Genomic DNA, 15,991 nt, shown 5'->3' with positions numbered 1-15,991 from the left:
GGGCATTCTTTTTCCATGATGCTCAGAGGATGACTATTGAGTGGTCGGCATTACAATTACCACATCTGAGGCATTGAATGTTGCTGGATAGCTGTTGTTGTTTCTCAGGTCTTTTGACCAGGCAATGATGGATTGCCCTTTCGCTAGATCAGAGAGCGAGGCACGTTGCGCCGATTTGCAATTGGTACCATATTGACGAAAGAAATGGGTTGCCCAGTCCGTACTAACAATGGTATGATCTCGGCTTATGCCAGGATGGATGGGCGCTCCTGGTGTGTAGAGTCTTATTTGAGCAAACACAAAGGTTTGATCTATGGAATCAATCACTCCGTGACCTTGGCCCATTGGGTCACAGGGAGAGCTGGAATTTCTCCAGGCAGAGACGCCTAGGAATAAGGCGAGAATCAGGATGGCGACCAGCGTAAGCCAAACCTTTGGCGATTTTGCTCGCTGCATGTCTTCTTCCTCCAAGAGACAATTCTTGTGAACAGTTGGAGCCTCCCTCATGTACAAGACGTTGCCACACCGGCAAAAGTTCCCAGTCGGCTTCCCAACTGAGATTCAAGGAAACTGGAGTCCAAAGGTTTTTCTCAAGCCTTCCAAGCCATGCCTGGTCACTTGCACCATTCTTTCAGAGGAGCGTTTTTCCAACCAGCCTAACTGGAAGAGCCGCTCACAAAGAGCAGCACCCAGCGCGCCAGCAAGGTGATTGCGCCGCTCGCTCCAATCCAGGCAAGGTCGGGCAAATGCACGACGTTGATGCCGGAGCTTTTCCAGGCTGATGCCGAAGTCCGAGAGGAAAGCCACACCTGGTTCTGTGACCTGATAGCACGGGTTCTGTTCCTCCAGGTGCAGGATTTCGGCATCCAGCAATGCCTGGGTGAGGCTCACACCAAGTTTGCCAGCAAGGTGATCGTAGCAGGTGCGGGCAAAATGGAGGCGCTCTGCAATGACTGAGGCACGCAGAGAACGCACTCTCGCCGGGGGAGCAATGACCGCCAGGGCTTCCAGCGCGTGTGCTACTTCTGGACCGCTCAAGGCATAGTAGCGATGCCGCCCCTGCGTCTGGAGGATGAGCAAACCACCATCGACCAGTTTTGCCAGATGAGCGCTGGCCGTCTGTGGCGAAATGCCCGCGCGATAGGTCAGTTCTCCAGCAGGGAGCGCTTGCTTATTCAGCAATGCATCGAGCATCACCGCCCTGGATGGGTTGCTGATGAGTGCCGCGACGGCAGCAATATTGACGTCTTTAGGGGTGTCATTCATATTTCGATTATAGACGAAATATTCCAAGGGTACAATGGGATCTGCTTAAGAAGCAAGAAACAAGAAGGAGATCCTTATGCATTTTGAAGTCCACTCACTTCATGCTGAACAAAAACCCTTGCTGAAACAACTGGCTCAATCTCGCGCCCAGGTGCTCTCGCTGGCCCAGGAAGGGAAGCTTGAGATAACCCAGTTCCAAGAGCTTACCGCTACAGAGGCTGCCTTGGCCGCGAAGCTCCACCTTTGGCCGCTTGACCCAGGAGAGCATCTCCTCGCTGCTCATGCCTATGCACGTCCCTACCTGGAACGTCTCGTTCAGCATGATCCCACTCATCTTGTCCTGGTTGATACAGAACACAGCTATACCCCCCGCAAAATTTTGCGCCGGATTCTGGATCATGCGCTTGATCACCTGAACCAGATCGATCAATGGCTGGCCTGGCAGCGGCAAGGCATCATACCAATCCCCACTGATGGCTGGGCCACCTCCGCAGAGACGCTACCGGAAGACCTGCAATCTCTGTCTACGGTAGAACTGCAAGCGTGGCTCTGGCGCATCGATCTGGTGGTTTCGCTCGTAGCACAACGTACCCAGCAACTAAGTATGGGGGAGCTTGACTGGACCCCTCCAGACGGCGGATGGTCGCTGCGCCAAGTACTGCACCATCTCGCTTTGGCAGAAGTCTTCTATGCTGTTTGGATGGATGAAGCTCTTCCAGAGGAACCTCTTGCCCGCTACAGCGAGGCAAACAGCCGTTTCACTCAGCGTTTGTGCCAGGTATCTACCGCTTTGGCACAGGAACAAGGGGTCCTCTTCGGGCCATCCAGCACCACGGTAACAATGCAACAATTGAGCGAGTTCGTCCTGACGGAAGAGCGCATTCTGACTGGGGAACATGCTCTTCATCCCTGAGTCACTGGACTCCTTCACTGTCCTGGGAAACCTCGTCCTGAAAACGGATGAGGTCCGGGACTGACCACCCCGAGGAAGACGATAGCCATCACAGCGTGAGCTTCGTGCCACGAATTGGGATAAAATTTAGGTCTAAACTTGATGCCTTTGGTTATCGTCGGAGATGAATAATCTCTTTCCCTGTTATTTTACTGACCATTATTCTTAAAAATACTTGAGGAGTGTTCGTTACGAAATTTTCTATGAGCCAAGCAGGTTTATGGTTTAACAGAGTTTCGAGATAGTTTGGTCTGTATCTAACGAGACTCGAAAGATAGAACATAGTTACATAGATTGACAAACCTTCTGTTATAGGGAGCCATATGGATGTTACTGGGTCTTGGTAAGGAAATGCGAGGTCAAAGTCCGCATTATCATTGTAGTAGTGCGTTCCGATATACGGGTTTAATGTATCGACAATTTTTTGCCTGAGTTGAGCTAAAGGGACTGTCCTATTATTAATCAGTGGTATGGGCGTTATATCTTGAAAAAATCTGAAGTTGTAGTTTAATTCTGGCACATCTTTATTAAATATTTGGGCAAGCATTTGTTTGTTAATTTCTATTTCTTGATAGGTATGTAAAAATTTCGGTTGCAGATTGAAGAAATTATCAAGGTCGGCTATTGCTGGGATCGCAATAATTGTCCATGCAAGGTTTTGAGACTGGTCAGTTACTACTGCTACAAGTGGAGAAAAAATTTTGAAGTTCCCATAGCCAGTGAGTTGATATTCGGAACTGATATCGCTTGGATACCCTAACATCTCCTTAATATTTAGAGTTACAGTCTCGGTTGCGGATAGAGGTCTGTTTGTTTGTGCTTCATAAAATTTTGGGAAAATCCCCTCATTTACTCTGACTGCTTCTAGTAGAAAGTCTGTGTTAGTTGTGCTTGGCCTATAGGTTAATCCATGGGTTACTGCATGACCAGTTCTGCCCATTATCCATTGAGGGTCTTCTAGTAAAAGATACGCTTTTACTAAGTTCAAAAAGCTATAATAATACAGTAAACTGCTGGACCTATAATGAAGCAGTTTGGCTGATTCATAGTAAGAATTTGCCTGTCGAATAAAAGCTCGAAAGTAATCAAATATTTCTTGTTGAAGTTGTTGTGGTTGCAATCCTTTTGTCTGAATTAAATGTAATCCGACTTCTTCTACTTCAGAATAATATTTTAAAGCGCTCCACAAATCATAAGCAGGGTCATTAATAGTATATTGCCTGACAAGATGTTTGCTTATAGGTAGTCTCATCCAACCATCAAATGAGCGCGCATTAGGTTTTGCAATTTGAGTCATATTTAATCCATTCATTTGATTTTGCTTAATCAAACCGGCTTTTAGGCATTTATCGATTGTAGCATATTGCATTTACCTCCATGGGGTATTGTTTTACCAGGGAGCATACAGTTAACGGTTCATATGGTTTTGAAGAACCGAGCCTATATATGGACTGATGATCACTCGAATGCTCAGGAACTGGTACCTGGTAATCTTGCGCTTGTTCCTGGAGGACAAAATCACCACCTTGCGTATAGTCCTGGTGCCCCCTGTATTTCACATGAGGAATTCTTAGCAAAATGTACCAGTAATGATACCTCGAGTAACCCAGACACATCAGTCTTTATGTGTGGAGCATACCAGTTTTCAGGCGATATTGGATTGGGGTTGCTAAAAACGCTTCCACCAATTCTTGTACTCCAGACAACCCCCAACGAGCCGCTACACCAAATCATTACGCTAGTCTCGAACGAGCTTAATCAACCGAGTCCTGGCCATCAAACGGTGTTGAATAGGCTATTAGACCTGCTCATTGTGTACGCGCTTCGGGCGAGCCTAGAGCAGAGCCCAGCACCTCCAGCTTGGTTTAGTGCTGCGAATGATTCGCGACTGGGTGCGGCGCTGCAAGTTATTCACTCACATCCAGAGAACACATGGACTGTTCCTGAGCTCGCCTCTCTCTGTCGGATGTCAAGAGCGGCATTTGCGCGTAACTTTGAACGGGCACTGGGTGAGCCACCTATGCGTTACTTAGCTGGTTGGAGAATGGCGCTTGCGCGAGACCTCTTACAAGCAGGAGAGTTGAGCATTACCGAAATCGCAAGGCGAGTTGGCTATAGCTCAACAAACGCTTTCTCGGCCGCATTTCTTCGACACCACGAACAACGGCCAGGTGAGTGGCGGCTGGCCCACGTTTCCCCCTTAGAGTATATATGTTTTTGACTGTCCAAAGCTATTCAAGTGTCATTCATGCGCTCCTTTTTCATGCGTATTTGAGAATACAGTGGGGTTATAATTCGTTTTTATTTCTTTAGACAGAAAGTGACAAATAGGCGCACTTGGAATCAAGCATGATATAATCTGTGCTTGCATGTGCTTTAATAAGAGTCGTTGTTCTATTGTATAGGCCTACCCCTGGCAAGCAAAAGGTACTCAGGAAGGATGCGTGGGAGGATCTGGTGGGGAGGTGCGCGCCTCCTCCACTCCTGCTCTCTGCCTCTCCTCCCTTCCCAACATTGCTCCTTTTCTCTCCCCAAATGCCAGAGGGGAGCGGTGTTGCCTGCTTGTGAGTTGATGTGATACTAGGCTTTTGCGTCAGGAGGCGTTGGGCAAAGGCGGTTGTTACCCCCGAACCCAGCCCAAACAAGCTAACGCCTGCAAGCATACAACTTCTTATGATCACTCGTCGAGAAATCCGCAAGGAAGAGTCGGCTTGATTCGTAGAGAAACGCTGGTCAAGTGCGACAGCTGGCATCTCTTCTGTGTGATAGGTCTCAGGCTCCAGGACAAAATGGCTCCCAGAAGGAAATTCGACATCAACAAAGCGGCTTGATGTCAGCAGGAGACCTTTTCGCGAGATGCACCGCAAGCGGTACGTGATGGGAGCGCCAAAGGAGTCAACCAGAGGATAGTGTAAGTGCGTTGCCAGTGTTGTCACCCATGATGGGCCAATAGGTGTCTGATCATCAACATGGATATGTACCCGAAAGGGAAGCCTCTCGCTACAGAAAGAGGCTTGCTCGATGATGAGTTGTCGTCGCCCCATAGTTTTCACCTCTCATGGCGCTATTGTACAAAGGATGTGCTACAACACATTTTCATGAGGGTGAAATCTCTTTTTATAAGATGTTGCCACACATGGACAGAATATGCTAAAATATAGCCATGAAGTTAAGCACATATGCACGACAACAGGGCATTAGCTACAAGACCGCATGGCGATGGTACAAGGCGGGCATGCTAGATGCCTATCAAACAGAGACCGGAACCGTCATTGTGCGTGATCCACAGACTGTGCAACCTCTGACGGGACGTATTGCCCTGTATGCGCGGGTCTCCTCACTTGATCAAAAAGAGGATTTAACCCGCCAACTTGCACGCTTAAAGGATTACGCAGCGGCCAAAGGCTATCAGGTCTCCAAAGAAGTGACAGAGATTGCCTCGGGACTCAATGACAAACGTCCGAAATTGGAAAAACTGCTCGCTGATAGCAGTATCGGAACCATCATTGTTGAGAATCGAGACCGCTTGACCCGCTTCGGCGCTCACTATATCGTCACGTTATTGGAGGCACAAGGGCGGCATGTGGAGATGATTTTCCAGACTGAGACAGACGATGAGTTGGTAGACGATTTCGTGAGCGTTATCACCAGCATGGCGGTTCGTATGTATGGACGGCGTCACAGTAAACGGCGTGCTGAAAAAATCAAGCAGTGTGTTGAGCACGTGATGCAAGATGAGGAGCCCGAGGAATGCTCGTCAAGCAGGGCTATCGGGTCGAATGAGACCTCAATGATGCACAACAAACGCTCGCTTTGAAGCATTGCGGGGCAGCTCGTTGGGCGTACAACTATGGTCTCCGTCGCAAGCAGGAAGAATACAAAGCAGGACGGAAAACACCCTCAGCGATTGACTTGCATCGGGAAATCAACGCGCTCAAACAAAGGGACATCCCCTGGGCCTATGAAGTCTCAAAATGCGCCTTGCAAGAAGCCCTCAGAGATGTGGACAGCGCCTTTGGGCACTTCTTGCGTAAGTGCCGTCTCAAGAAAGAGGGCTTATGGAAGGGCAAGTGTGGCTATCCTCGGTTCAAGAGCAAGAAAAAAGCGATAGGCGGCGCTCGCTTCACAGGAGCGATCAAGGTCTCTCCTGATGCTCTCCAGTTACCCCGTCTAGGATTGCTCAAGTTGAAAGAACGTGGGTACTTGCCCATGAATGTGAAGATCGGCAGCGCCACGATAAGCGAAAAAGCAGGACGTTGGTCTGTTTCGGTGTGTTTCCATAGGGAACAGCCTGAACCAATACCAGCAACGGGCGCAGCTATTGGTGTGGACGTAGGTAGAAAGATGATGGCAGTGGTTTCCGATGGTCGTATGTTTGACAACCCAAAGGCATTGCGCAAGAAAATCACCGCCCTCAAACGAACGTCACGGTGGCATTCTCGTAAGGTCAAAGGATCCAACAATCAGAAAAAGGCCCAACGCCGCTGAGCTCGTATGCACACACGCATAGCCAATGTGAGAAACGATGCCCTGCACAAAGCAACCAGCGCTCTTGTGGTGAGAACCAAGCCCGAGAGTGAACGTCCGACGTGTATCGTGCTGGAAGACCTCAACATCAGTGGCATGCTCAAGAACCGCAAGCTGAGTCGAGCGATTGTTGATGTGGGCATGTATGAGTTCAAGCGTCAAGTCCTTTACAAGGCGGCATTTGCCGGTATTGAGGTGAAACTGGTATCACGGTGGGAACCATCGAGTAAAACATGCCATGCCTGCGGTTGGGTGAGAGAAGACTTGACGCTTGCGGATCGCGTGTTTGTGTGCATGGAATGCGGCGTGGTCATGGACCGTGATTTGAACGCTGCCTATAACGTAGCTGCTTTCGCCGAAAATGGTGGTGAGAGACGTACCGTGAGTTACACGGGAAGTGACGCCTGTGGACATCGCGTAAGACCTGAAACTTCAGGCAGTGGTGGATGAAGCAGGAACAGGACACGAAATATGGCCTGTCCATGTTTGGGTAAGTTCCTGATAACGGCAAGTGTACCAAACGAAGAGTGGCAGCACAGGGGGAGGTAGCGGGAGGCTGGGTACCAAACACAGCTATGCAGTAGGTGGACGAGAAGTATGAACGTAAAGAGCGGCTTTGTGCCTATATTGGGTGAGCACCTTCTGAAGAGGTGGCGGCGACCAGGGAGGCGCAGCTGTGTTGAAGCCGCGCCGCCCTGGCAGCCTGCACATCAACATGTGCAGGCTTACCACCGCAACGTCCCTCAGGCCGCAAGGTCCACGGAGCCGAACACGCGCCTCAGGTAGGTGTCTGCGGCCGCCGCGCCGGTCGGCGTCCACTCGCTCTCGTGCTTCCTGAGTGCCGCGATCACCGTCTCCGGCCGACTTGCGTCGACCAGGAAAAGGTCATCGGTCTCCCAGGCGTCGGGGGCCTTGCCCCGATTCGCCAGGATCTCACGTGCAGGCTGGTTGGTCCGGACGAGCGTCTGGAGGTTCCAGTCGCTCTTCTCGGGGTTGTACCCCAGCCCGAGCACCTCGTACGTGTCACTCGAACCGAATTGAATCCCAGTCTCCTCCCCCAGTTCGCGGGTGGCGACCCGGAGCAGGTTCATCTGACCCAAGGCGTCGAAGTCGTCTTTCTCCATCGCTCCACTGGCTGTCACGTTGTAGCAGCCAGGGTAGAAGTCGACCCGAGCGCTACGCCTTGAGAAGACGAGCACCGGCTGTCCGTCGTCGCCTCGCGCCTCCACCAGGGTGCTCATGCCCCAGTGGTTCTGGAAGTACCTGGCGACGGTCGTCGGCTTGTCTCGGCCCTTCTTCATGCGCAGTTCCTGCAGCGTACGGATGGTGTAATAGTTGGTGTCGCCCGTGAGCAACACCAACTCGGGGTGTCCCGTCTCCAGGCGGACGGTCAGGCTCAGGATCTCCCGCCTTTCGTCTGGGAGGATGGCTCGCTCGTTGCGTGCCGCCTTTGCTTTCTCCTCTGTGATCAGGGCAGCCCTCGCCTCCCGCACCTCCGGTCGCAGGTACCTTCCCTTCGAGACCAGCGAGGAGGTGATGCTGAAGCGCCCCGTGGCCACGGGGATCCAGTGTTCTGGCGCTCCCCGGACGGTGTGTAGAACAGCTTGCCGAATGGGTGGTTGTTGCGCACCAGCTTGCTGTGCGCAACGGCGATGAACTCGTCGATGTTAACCTTACGTCCCACGGGCAAGACCGTGGAGAACTCTTCCGAGAGGACCTTAGGCCCCCAGTTTCCACCAGACACGTTGGCTCCTTCCAGCCTGTCGGTGTATGTAGGAACGAAATAATCAACTTATACCGCCTATTCGGCGGCTCAGGATGATCAGCCTGAGGGAATACGTATTCTCCTGACGATCGGGAGAAGGTGATCACTGACACGTGGCGCATCCAACAACCGCGCATGGAGCAGCAGGTTCATGGACATCTGCGCTTTACTCTCAGTGAGAGCATCATTTCCCAAAGATACTCATTGTACTGCCATGTTTCCCTCCGCAGCCCAGGGGATGCGAGGTGAAAGGTTACAACGAACCAGACAGCAAAGATGATCTTTATGAGTATATGTGTGTAAAGTGCAAAAGTCAAACTGTTGATAGTGAATTGGCCTAAGGCGTGATTATCGAGCGTTGTGATCAATGATGGTGGCATATCCCAGGGAATGCGAGAGCTTCGGTATTCCTACTGTATCAATTGTTCCTGATAGCTTCTGGTGGATTGAGGATATGAGCGGCTTCATAGAGTATCCGGTGTCTGACATTGTATGCATCATATATAGCAATTCCAAAAAACAGAAGTCCAGTTGAGTGAATTTATCGATCGAAATATTGCGTTTCATATTTAAAGACCTCCTTCGAAACTAGTAACTGTTTAGATAGGCTATGCAGTTGTAGAGAAGAACGCCGATTTGCTACAGTAAGCTCATGACAAAGGATGGGCTTTAGCCCGCCGCAAGCCATGCCGTTTTAACGGCAGTGGTCAGGCGTGTTTGGCTTCAGCCGTTGTCATACACCTAATTAAGATGTATAACAGGTGCATGGATGAGAAGAAAATACAAGTTCGCTTCCCGCCTGATGTCTGGGAAGCGCTCAAAACACTCGCAGTGCAGCACGAGCGTTCGTTCAATGGTGAAGTGATCTGGGCTTTACGCGACTACATTCAACGAGAGGAGGAGAAGAGCAAGGATGCCAATCAAAGCGTCTAAACTGAGACTCTACCCAACCAAGAAGCAAGTCGAGAAGCTGGATTGGACGCTTGCAAGATGTTGCGAACTCTACAATGCGGCGCTTCAAGAGCGAAAAGATGCATAGAGATATGCCCATGAGTCCATCAGTTTTGCAGCGCAATGCCGATCTCTCACCGTCATTCGCAATGAAATCAGGCGAGAGTATCAAGAGATCGGCTCTCACGTCCTGCAAAATGTGCTTCATTGCGTAGACAATGCCTAGAAAGCCTTCTACCGTCGCTGTAAGTGTGGCGATAAAGCAGGATACCCGCGCTATTAGTCGGTACGCAGCTATGAGAGTTTCTTCTTTCCTGATGCTGCTGGTTGGAAGATCAACGATCAGCGGCTTCAGATTCCTGGCATTGGCGCAATCAAAGTGAAGTGGCATCGTGAATTACAAGGGAAGGTCAAGACAACCACTGTTAAACGCGAGGGGTCATGCTGGTATGTGGTGTTTGTCTGTGAAGGAGAGGCAATGCCACGCACTCCCTACACAGATGAGGCAGTGGGCATTGACCTTGGGGTGAGCAAACGAGCAACCCTCTCTACAGGTGACGTCATTGAGAACCCGAAGCAGTATCGCAAGGCTGGGAAGAGATGAGCAAAGGCTCAACAAGCGCTTTCGAGAAAGAAGCGCGGGAGTAATCGCCGCAAGAAGGCTGCCCAGCGCGTTGTGAAACTTCACAGGAAGGTGTGAAACCAGCGTAATGACTCCCTTCATCGATGGTCGCGCCGTGTAGTGAATACCTACGAAACCATCGTGTTCGAGAATATCACGCCTGCCAACTTGTCCAAACGAGCGAAGCCGAAACAGGATGAGGAGACAGGACAATGCCTCCCTAACGGGGCCAGTGCGAAGTCTGGCTTGAACACATCGATCATGGATGCTGGTTGGGCAATGTTTATTGTCATGTGCGAGTACAAAGCTGAGAATGCTGGTACTGTCCAGGTGGTAAAGGTTGATCCCAAGTACACCAGCCCGTGTGTGCAGCAGTTGCGGCACGGTTCGCAAGAAGACGCTTGCTGAACGCTGGCACTCTTGCGAGTATGGCTGCGAACTGGATCGAGATCACAATGCTGCACTGAACAGAAAAGCTCTTTGGCTCGGACGGAGCCTTCAAGAGGCGCAAGCCTCCTGAGAAGCCGCTAGGCTTTAGCCTATGCGGAGTCGTCACAAAGGATGAAGGACTGGCGCACCTGCAACGCGAGAATCAGGCACTCCAAACAAGCAATCAGAGCTTGCACGAGGGCGGTTGGAGTCTATCCATACTGAAAAAGTAATATGAACATACTCATGTGAAAAAGTTGAACACGTGAGCAAATGTCTATTTTTGGAGGGAACAGACATTATGTCCAAGGGAAAAAAGCGAGGTCTCTATTTTCTGATGTTTCTTCTGTTGCTTACCGTTGAAATATTGATTGCTATTTTTGTTCATGATGCATTTGTTCGCCCCTACATAGGAGATATTTTAGCTGTAGGGGGTGTGTATTCTTTCCTACGAATATTTCTTCCGGAGCGCGTTGCATTCTTACCTCTGTATGTTTTTCTCATTGCTTTCACAGTAGAAATCCTACAGTTTTTTGATGTTGCCAGTCTCATAGGATCAGAGAATACCATCTTACAAATTATTGTGGGTTCGGTCTTTGATTGGAACGATATTACGTGCTACGCCATTGGCTGTGCCATGATCGCCGTTCTTGAGATCCTTCAAGTAAAAATGACCAGGCCCTGCGTTACGTTAGCTACTACGGGCCGCAAGGGAGAGGGCAATAATCCGATGAACACGTTATGAACTACTTTTCAAGTATTTGGCGTTGGTGAACAAGCACCGAGTTGCCAATGAGAACAGATCCGTTGGTCAGGTCGTGACGACTGCACTCCTAACAGGGGAGCACTACCCCTAACACAGAGTAATCAAGTATCTGGAGGTACTTCTCTACTTCTGCATGTACTACAATGAAGCGGAGGTTTTGATGACACTCTCTACTGATTGCAGGAGGTTCCTATGGACATTTTGATGCTCAATGAAACAGAGGTCCAGAGCTTGTTGGACCCTGAGATGCTCTTGGACCAGCTTTCCGAGGGCTTCAGGGCGCAAAGTCGCGGCCAGGTGAATGCCCCCAAACGCATTGAAGTCACTGTTCCCAACACCGGGCTTCTGCTCGCCATGCCAGCCTATCAGCAGAGCCGAGAAGTCACCGTCAAGTTGGTCACTCTCTTTCACGGGAACAAGCAGCTCGGCATTCCTGTACACCAGGCCCTCATCTGCTTGTTCGATCCAGAGACGGGTACTCCCCTCTCATTGATGGATGGGACCTCCATTACTGCGCTACGGACGGCTGGGGCTGCTGCCCTCTCTACCCGAATTCTGGCGCGGACAGATTCTCGCGTGCTGGCGATTGTCGGGGCTGGAGTGCAGGGCCATGCGCATCTCTTGATGCTTCCCCACACTCGTTCCTTCTCCGAGATTCGTGTTGCCTCGCGCCACTTCACTCATGCCGAGCAGCTGGCGGCCATCGACGCCAGGGCACGTGCGGTGGAGACTGCTGAAGAGGCTGTGCGTGGAGCCGACGTGGTGTGCCTGTGTACGAATGCCGTTGAGCCGGTGATTCGCCTCGACTGGCTCACACCTGGGGTACATGTCACCTCAGTTGGCTATGCGCCTCCGGGCGGAGAACTGGACCCCAAGGTGATAGCTTCAGCGCGCCTCTTCGTGGAGGCTCGACAGGCCTTCGAACCGCCACCAGCTGGCTGTGCTGAACTAGCTGGATTGGATGCAAGCTCTGGCACCGAGCTTGGTGAGGTTTTGCTGGGCCAGGGCCAGGGAAGGCAATCTACAGACGAGATCACCGTCTACAAGGCCATGGGGCATGCCTCTGAGGATATGGTTGCTGCCAGCCTCGTCTATCACCGTGCGAAACAGGAGGGAGTTGGCCGGAGCGTCGTGTTCTAATTCTTTGTGGGCATCTGTGCAACGTAGACAACAAGGTGGGAAGCGGGATGATGGGGGATATAATTAGTTTTCTATTCTTGAGACAGATGTAGACAATTAGTGACATGTGTCCCCCTTGCCAAAGGAGTGGTTTTCTGGTGTATTTGTTCTACTTTCGAGACAGAGGGAGAAGAGCAACAGTTGGTCCGTGGGTATCGGGGAGAACTTGATCTTAATAACACGCAAAAGACGCTCTGCCGTAAACATGCCGGAGCCGCTCGCTGGGCGTACAATTATGGTCTTCGCCGCAAACAAGAGGCCTACAAAGCTGGGCAGAAAACGCCCACCGCCATCGATCTGCATCGCGAGATCAATGCTCTCAAACCCTCTGAGCCTTGGATGCGCGAGGTCAGCAAGTGCGCCTTCCAAGAGGCTTTGCGTGACCTGGATGCCGCCTTCAAGCACTTTTTTCGCAAGTGCCGGCTCAAAAAAGAGGGCACATGGAAAGACAAGTGTGGCTATCCTCGCTTCAAAAGCCGCAAGAAAGCCATCGGTGGCGCTCGCTTCACCGGGAGCATTCGGGTGTTTCCGGATGCCATCCAGTTGCCCCGTTTGGGGGTGCTCCGACTCAAAGAGCACGGCTATCTCCCTCTGAACGTCAAGATCAGCAGTGCCACCATCCATGAGCAAGCAGGCAGGTGGTTTGTCTCGATTTGTGTGCATGGGGACGCCGAAGGAGAGAAAGACCCGCAAGCCGCCACAGGTGACGTCATTGGAGTTGACCTGGGAATCAAGCGGCTGGCAACCTTGTCTGATGGACGTACGTTCGAGAACCCCAGGGCGCTGCGCAAGAAGATCACGGCGTTGAAGCGCACGTCGCGACGCCATAGCCGCAAGGCCAAAGGATCACGCAATCGCCAGAAAGCAAAGCAGCGCCTCTCACGGATGCATGCCCGGATCGCCAACGTGCGTAACGATGCCTTGCACCAAGCGACCGCTCAGATCGTGGCGAGAACCAAGCCCGATCAAGAGAGGCCGCGTGTGATCGTGCTCGAGGATTTGCATATTGCAGGCATGCTCAAGAACCGCAGATTGGCTCGAGCCATCGCCGATGTGGGCATGTACGAGTTCAAGCGGCAGATCCTTTACAAAGCCGAGCAGGCAGGGGTGAAGGTGCTGCTGGCCTCGCGCTGGGAACCCTCCTCAAAAACCTGTTCGTGTTGTGGATGGGTCAATGAGGCGCTCACGCTTTCGGATCGGGTCTTTGTCTGCCTGGAGTGTGGAAACGTGCAGGATCGAGATGACAATGCCGCCAAAAATCTCGCGGCATTGGCACAATGAAAACGGCGTACCGCAAGTTCTGCGGGAAGTGACGCCTGTGGAGCAGGGGTAAGACGAGCGAAAAGTTTGCTCTCTGCATTGAAGCAGGAATCGAACACTGTGTATGGCTTGTCCATATATGGGTAAGTTTCGGAGAACGGATTGGTTCGGAGTTCGGAATACATCCCTATTGGCGTTTAGACGAAGTTCTTGTGAAGCCAGTTGTTGGCTGACGGGCAGTCGAATGCCTCAGAGAGGACAGCGGGGTGCCACAGAACTGGCTGATCCGCATGAGGGAATACTGACAGGGCTCTGCGCTTGAGACCAAAGGGCATGACTCTCTATGGACAGCGTGACAACTCAGGGAAGCAAAAAACCTTGTCCAAGTAGATCAGCGGCCTCTATGAGAAATTCGTGGCGACCAGTGAGAAAAGCTGTTCCGCTAACTTCAGGGATGATGGCTTCAAAGGGTCCTACCGCTGCCCGTCCTGCGACTCTCCCGCTGAAGGTATGCATTTCCCCTAAGAGACTCTCAATCACCACTGGCTGATCGTCGGCAACTTCACCCCGGGCCGCGTGGAGTGCCAAACGAGCTGACACACCAGTCCCAGTTGGAGAGCGATCTACCTCATCGTTGGCGAAGACGCAGATATTGCGACTGTGATGCGTTGGATCTTGCGGGGCGTCGGTCAAAATCGTGCCATACAGAAAGCCCAGGTCCTCTTCAAACGGATGCGTGATCGAGAGCCTGGCATTCACCGCTTTTTTGATGGCTGAGCCTGCAGCCACGAGCTGCGCAGTTGCTTCCGGCGCCACTCGCAACCCTACACGCTCCGCTGGAAGAATCGCATAAAAGGCTCCGCCAAAGGCGATATCAACCGCCAACTTCCCGTAGGTCGGCAGGTCGAGTTCGACCTCGTGTGCATAGACAAACGAAGGGACATTAAGGAACGAGACGCGTTCTACTTGCCCACTGCTATCAAGGTGCGCCGTTGCGCGAACCAGCCCGGCTGGCGTGTCAAGGGTGACAGGCGTATGTGGTCCCTGGGGGCTGATCGCGCCGGTTTTCACCAGCGTGGTCACTAGTGCAATAATGCCATGTCCGCACATGGTACTATATCCTTCATTGTGCAGAAACAGCACACCCAAATCGGCCTCTGGCGTGACAGGCGGCGTGAGCACCGCCCCGTACATATGGAAATGTCCACGTGGCTCCCACATTAATGCCTTCCGGAGGTGATCATAATGCTCTTGCATAAAGCGTCGTCGCTCCAGGATAGTTGCGCCCTGTAAGGGAGGAAGCCCACCAGTGATGATGCGCAATGGCTCACCAGCTGCATGTGCATCGATCGTACTAAGAATGACGGTCCCTTCTGCCGGACGATACTGCTTCCAATCGAGATCCATTGGTCTGCTCCTTGCGAAAAAAATAGGCCATTGAGAGAAGGGTGTTTTTCAGTATATAACAAGAAGATGCTATGATGAACGCAAGAAGTAGCTGTTGCGACTCATATCGTGACCAACTGCTTTTGCGGGAGCACGCCTTTCCATAACTGGGTACGAAAGCAAAGAGGCTAGGCGTTTTATCTCTTCCTTACATATTTCGCGTTCTCAGAAAGGAGAATCCACTATGTCCATTCTGACAAATAAAGCCGAACTGCTCGAAATGATGGAGCGTGGCTATGCAGCTTTTGAAGTACTTCTCGCCCCACTCAGCGAAACGCAGTTGACCGAGCCAGGGGTAAGCGGCGATTGGTCGCTCAAAGATATTTTGGTCCATCTGGCAACCTGGCAAGGGCGTGCTGCCCAGATTCTTGAGGCAGCTCGGCGCAATGAACAGCCGCAACTCACCCCCTCAGTGAAAACAGATGAGGACGTGGATCAGTTCAATCATGCAACATTTGTTGCCAACCGTTCGCGACCACTGGCGGAGGTCAAACAGGATTTTCATACCTCCTATCAGCAGCTTCTGGCAGCTACTGGAGCACTGAGCGAGGAAGACCTGTTTGATCCAGGGCGTTTTGCTTGGATGAAAGGGAGCGCGCTCTGGAAGGTCGCCGAGGGCGATACGTTTGGGCATTATGATGAACACAAGCTCACGATCGAAGCGTGGCTAGCGCGCCAGCGTCTCTAACCTTTTTTCATGATGCCGCTTCTCTGCTAAGGAGATGTGTATTTTTCACCCATCCGATTGTTTGAGAGGCGGCTTCGTAAGTAGCGTTGAAAAGAAAATGCCTGTTTTGTGCAATAATGCTTCAGGAACAGTGAAAGAAT

Annotated in this window: 18 protein-coding genes and 1 pseudogene; 13 read left to right on the top strand and 6 right to left on the bottom strand. The window is 51.6% G+C overall.

Annotation, left to right across the window (positions count from 1 at the left end; translation table 11 throughout):
* Nucleotides 1-33: 33 nt before the first annotated feature.
* Together K3T82_RS34980 and K3T82_RS34975 are read right to left on the bottom strand one after the other, a co-directional pair.
* Nucleotides 34-456, bottom strand: coding sequence for a hypothetical protein (locus tag K3T82_RS34980; protein WP_220198112.1), 423 nt, complete (start codon nucleotides 454-456; stop codon nucleotides 34-36).
* Nucleotides 457-561: 105 nt separating this feature from the next.
* The gene (locus tag K3T82_RS34975) at nucleotides 562-1,293 is read right to left on the bottom strand and encodes an ArsR/SmtB family transcription factor (protein ID WP_220198111.1); all 732 of its coding nucleotides are present in this window, start codon (nucleotides 1,291-1,293) and stop codon (nucleotides 562-564) included.
* A gap of 49 nt (nucleotides 1,294-1,342) precedes the next feature.
* On the opposite strand from K3T82_RS34975, the gene K3T82_RS34970 reads away from it, so the two are divergent.
* On the top strand, nucleotides 1,343-2,179 hold the full coding sequence (locus tag K3T82_RS34970; RefSeq protein ID WP_220198110.1) for a DinB family protein: 837 nt from the start codon (nucleotides 1,343-1,345) through the stop codon (nucleotides 2,177-2,179).
* Nucleotides 2,180-2,330: 151 nt separating this feature from the next.
* Here the strand turns inward: K3T82_RS34970 and K3T82_RS34965 are convergent, their stop codons facing one another.
* On the bottom strand, nucleotides 2,331-3,587 hold the full coding sequence (locus K3T82_RS34965) for a YaaC family protein (RefSeq protein ID WP_220198109.1): 1,257 nt from the start codon (nucleotides 3,585-3,587) through the stop codon (nucleotides 2,331-2,333).
* Between K3T82_RS34965 and K3T82_RS34960 the strand changes: the two genes are divergently transcribed.
* Nucleotides 3,582-4,439 carry an AraC family transcriptional regulator gene (locus K3T82_RS34960; RefSeq protein ID WP_220198108.1) on the top strand — a complete coding sequence of 286 codons (858 nt, stop codon included), beginning with the start codon at nucleotides 3,582-3,584 and terminating at the stop codon, nucleotides 4,437-4,439. The two genes, K3T82_RS34965 and K3T82_RS34960, sit on opposite strands and share 6 nt — an antisense overlap.
* An 88-nt stretch (nucleotides 4,440-4,527) precedes the next feature.
* Here the strand turns inward: K3T82_RS34960 and K3T82_RS34955 are convergent, their stop codons facing one another.
* Entirely contained in the window at nucleotides 4,528-5,262 is a 735-nt protein-coding gene (locus K3T82_RS34955; RefSeq protein WP_220198107.1) for a hypothetical protein, read from the bottom strand.
* A gap of 119 nt (nucleotides 5,263-5,381) precedes the next feature.
* Here K3T82_RS34955 and K3T82_RS34950 point away from each other — a divergent pair, with 119 nt between their 5' ends.
* Entirely contained in the window at nucleotides 5,382-6,035 is a 654-nt protein-coding gene (locus K3T82_RS34950; RefSeq protein WP_420799372.1) for an IS607 family transposase, read from the top strand.
* Nucleotides 6,032-7,195: pseudogene (locus K3T82_RS48395) on the top strand (RNA-guided endonuclease InsQ/TnpB family protein). The gene K3T82_RS34950 and the pseudogene K3T82_RS48395 overlap by 4 nt, the downstream one beginning before the upstream one ends.
* Before the next feature lie 293 nt (nucleotides 7,196-7,488).
* Here K3T82_RS48395 and K3T82_RS34935 read toward each other — a convergent pair.
* On the bottom strand, nucleotides 7,489-8,304 hold the full coding sequence (locus tag K3T82_RS34935; RefSeq protein ID WP_220198104.1) for an NUDIX hydrolase: 816 nt from the start codon (nucleotides 8,302-8,304) through the stop codon (nucleotides 7,489-7,491).
* A 971-nt stretch (nucleotides 8,305-9,275) separates the two neighbouring features.
* On the opposite strand from K3T82_RS34935, the gene K3T82_RS34930 reads away from it, so the two are divergent.
* The 8 genes from K3T82_RS34930 (at nucleotide 9,276) to K3T82_RS34910 (ending at nucleotide 13,738) form a co-directional block, all read left to right on the top strand.
* A complete protein-coding gene (locus tag K3T82_RS34930) occupies nucleotides 9,276-9,443 on the top strand; it encodes an Arc family DNA-binding protein (protein WP_220198103.1) in 168 nt (55 codons plus the stop codon).
* A complete protein-coding gene (locus tag K3T82_RS50385; RefSeq protein WP_420799371.1) occupies nucleotides 9,424-9,549 on the top strand; it encodes a helix-turn-helix domain-containing protein in 126 nt (41 codons plus the stop codon). The genes K3T82_RS34930 and K3T82_RS50385 overlap by 20 nt, the downstream gene beginning before the upstream one ends.
* Nucleotides 9,550-9,939: 390 nt before the next feature.
* Nucleotides 9,940-10,065, top strand: coding sequence for a transposase (locus K3T82_RS48390; RefSeq protein ID WP_236031764.1), 126 nt, complete (start codon nucleotides 9,940-9,942; stop codon nucleotides 10,063-10,065).
* Nucleotides 10,066-10,203: 138 nt separating this feature from the next.
* Entirely contained in the window at nucleotides 10,204-10,491 is a 288-nt protein-coding gene (locus K3T82_RS48385; protein WP_236031796.1) for a zinc ribbon domain-containing protein, read from the top strand.
* Entirely contained in the window at nucleotides 10,448-10,603 is a 156-nt protein-coding gene (locus tag K3T82_RS48380; protein ID WP_236031789.1) for a transposase, read from the top strand. Before K3T82_RS48385 ends, K3T82_RS48380 begins: the two co-directional genes overlap by 44 nt.
* 210 nt (nucleotides 10,604-10,813) lie before the next feature.
* On the top strand, nucleotides 10,814-11,257 hold the full coding sequence (locus K3T82_RS34920) for a ribosomal maturation YjgA family protein (protein ID WP_220198102.1): 444 nt from the start codon (nucleotides 10,814-10,816) through the stop codon (nucleotides 11,255-11,257).
* A gap of 213 nt (nucleotides 11,258-11,470) precedes the next feature.
* Complete coding sequence (locus tag K3T82_RS34915) at nucleotides 11,471-12,418, top strand: ornithine cyclodeaminase family protein (protein WP_220198101.1); 948 nt, start codon at nucleotides 11,471-11,473, stop codon at nucleotides 12,416-12,418.
* Nucleotides 12,419-12,598: 180 nt separating this feature from the next.
* Nucleotides 12,599-13,738, top strand: coding sequence for an RNA-guided endonuclease InsQ/TnpB family protein (locus K3T82_RS34910; protein WP_236031763.1), 1,140 nt, complete (start codon nucleotides 12,599-12,601; stop codon nucleotides 13,736-13,738).
* 339 nt (nucleotides 13,739-14,077) lie between these two features.
* On the opposite strand, the gene K3T82_RS34905 is transcribed toward K3T82_RS34910, so the two are convergent.
* A complete protein-coding gene (locus tag K3T82_RS34905) occupies nucleotides 14,078-15,124 on the bottom strand; it encodes a proline racemase family protein (RefSeq protein WP_220198100.1) in 1,047 nt (348 codons plus the stop codon).
* 223 nt (nucleotides 15,125-15,347) lie between these two features.
* Here K3T82_RS34905 and K3T82_RS34900 point away from each other — a divergent pair, with 223 nt between their 5' ends.
* Nucleotides 15,348-15,851 carry a ClbS/DfsB family four-helix bundle protein gene (locus K3T82_RS34900; protein WP_220198099.1) on the top strand — a complete coding sequence of 168 codons (504 nt, stop codon included), beginning with the start codon at nucleotides 15,348-15,350 and terminating at the stop codon, nucleotides 15,849-15,851.
* The last annotated feature ends 140 nt before the right edge of the window (nucleotides 15,852-15,991 follow it).

The organism is Ktedonospora formicarum (genome assembly GCF_016587355.1).
Classification (GTDB): domain Bacteria; phylum Chloroflexota; class Ktedonobacteria; order Ktedonobacterales; family Ktedonobacteraceae; genus Ktedonobacter; species Ktedonobacter formicarum.
Note: the sequence above shows the minus strand (reverse complement) of the source record. Positions and strands in the feature narration are given on the sequence as shown.

Coding starts and splice junctions, on each gene's coding strand:
- K3T82_RS34980 (WP_220198112.1), bottom strand. CDS start 456: ATGCAGCGAGCAAAATCGCCAAAGGTTTGGCTTACGCTGGTCGCCATC.
- K3T82_RS34970 (WP_220198110.1), top strand. CDS start 1,343: ATGCATTTTGAAGTCCACTCACTTCATGCTGAACAAAAACCCTTGCTG.
- K3T82_RS48390 (WP_236031764.1), top strand. CDS start 9,940: ATGCCACGCACTCCCTACACAGATGAGGCAGTGGGCATTGACCTTGGG.
- K3T82_RS34930 (WP_220198103.1), top strand. CDS start 9,276: ATGGATGAGAAGAAAATACAAGTTCGCTTCCCGCCTGATGTCTGGGAA.
- K3T82_RS34900 (WP_220198099.1), top strand. CDS start 15,348: ATGTCCATTCTGACAAATAAAGCCGAACTGCTCGAAATGATGGAGCGT.
- K3T82_RS34920 (WP_220198102.1), top strand. CDS start 10,814: ATGTCCAAGGGAAAAAAGCGAGGTCTCTATTTTCTGATGTTTCTTCTG.
- K3T82_RS50385 (WP_420799371.1), top strand. CDS start 9,424: ATGCCAATCAAAGCGTCTAAACTGAGACTCTACCCAACCAAGAAGCAA.
- K3T82_RS34950 (WP_420799372.1), top strand. CDS start 5,382: ATGAAGTTAAGCACATATGCACGACAACAGGGCATTAGCTACAAGACC.
- K3T82_RS34905 (WP_220198100.1), bottom strand. CDS start 15,124: ATGGATCTCGATTGGAAGCAGTATCGTCCGGCAGAAGGGACCGTCATT.
- K3T82_RS34965 (WP_220198109.1), bottom strand. CDS start 3,587: ATGCAATATGCTACAATCGATAAATGCCTAAAAGCCGGTTTGATTAAG.
- K3T82_RS34915 (WP_220198101.1), top strand. CDS start 11,471: ATGGACATTTTGATGCTCAATGAAACAGAGGTCCAGAGCTTGTTGGAC.
- K3T82_RS34955 (WP_220198107.1), bottom strand. CDS start 5,262: ATGGGGCGACGACAACTCATCATCGAGCAAGCCTCTTTCTGTAGCGAG.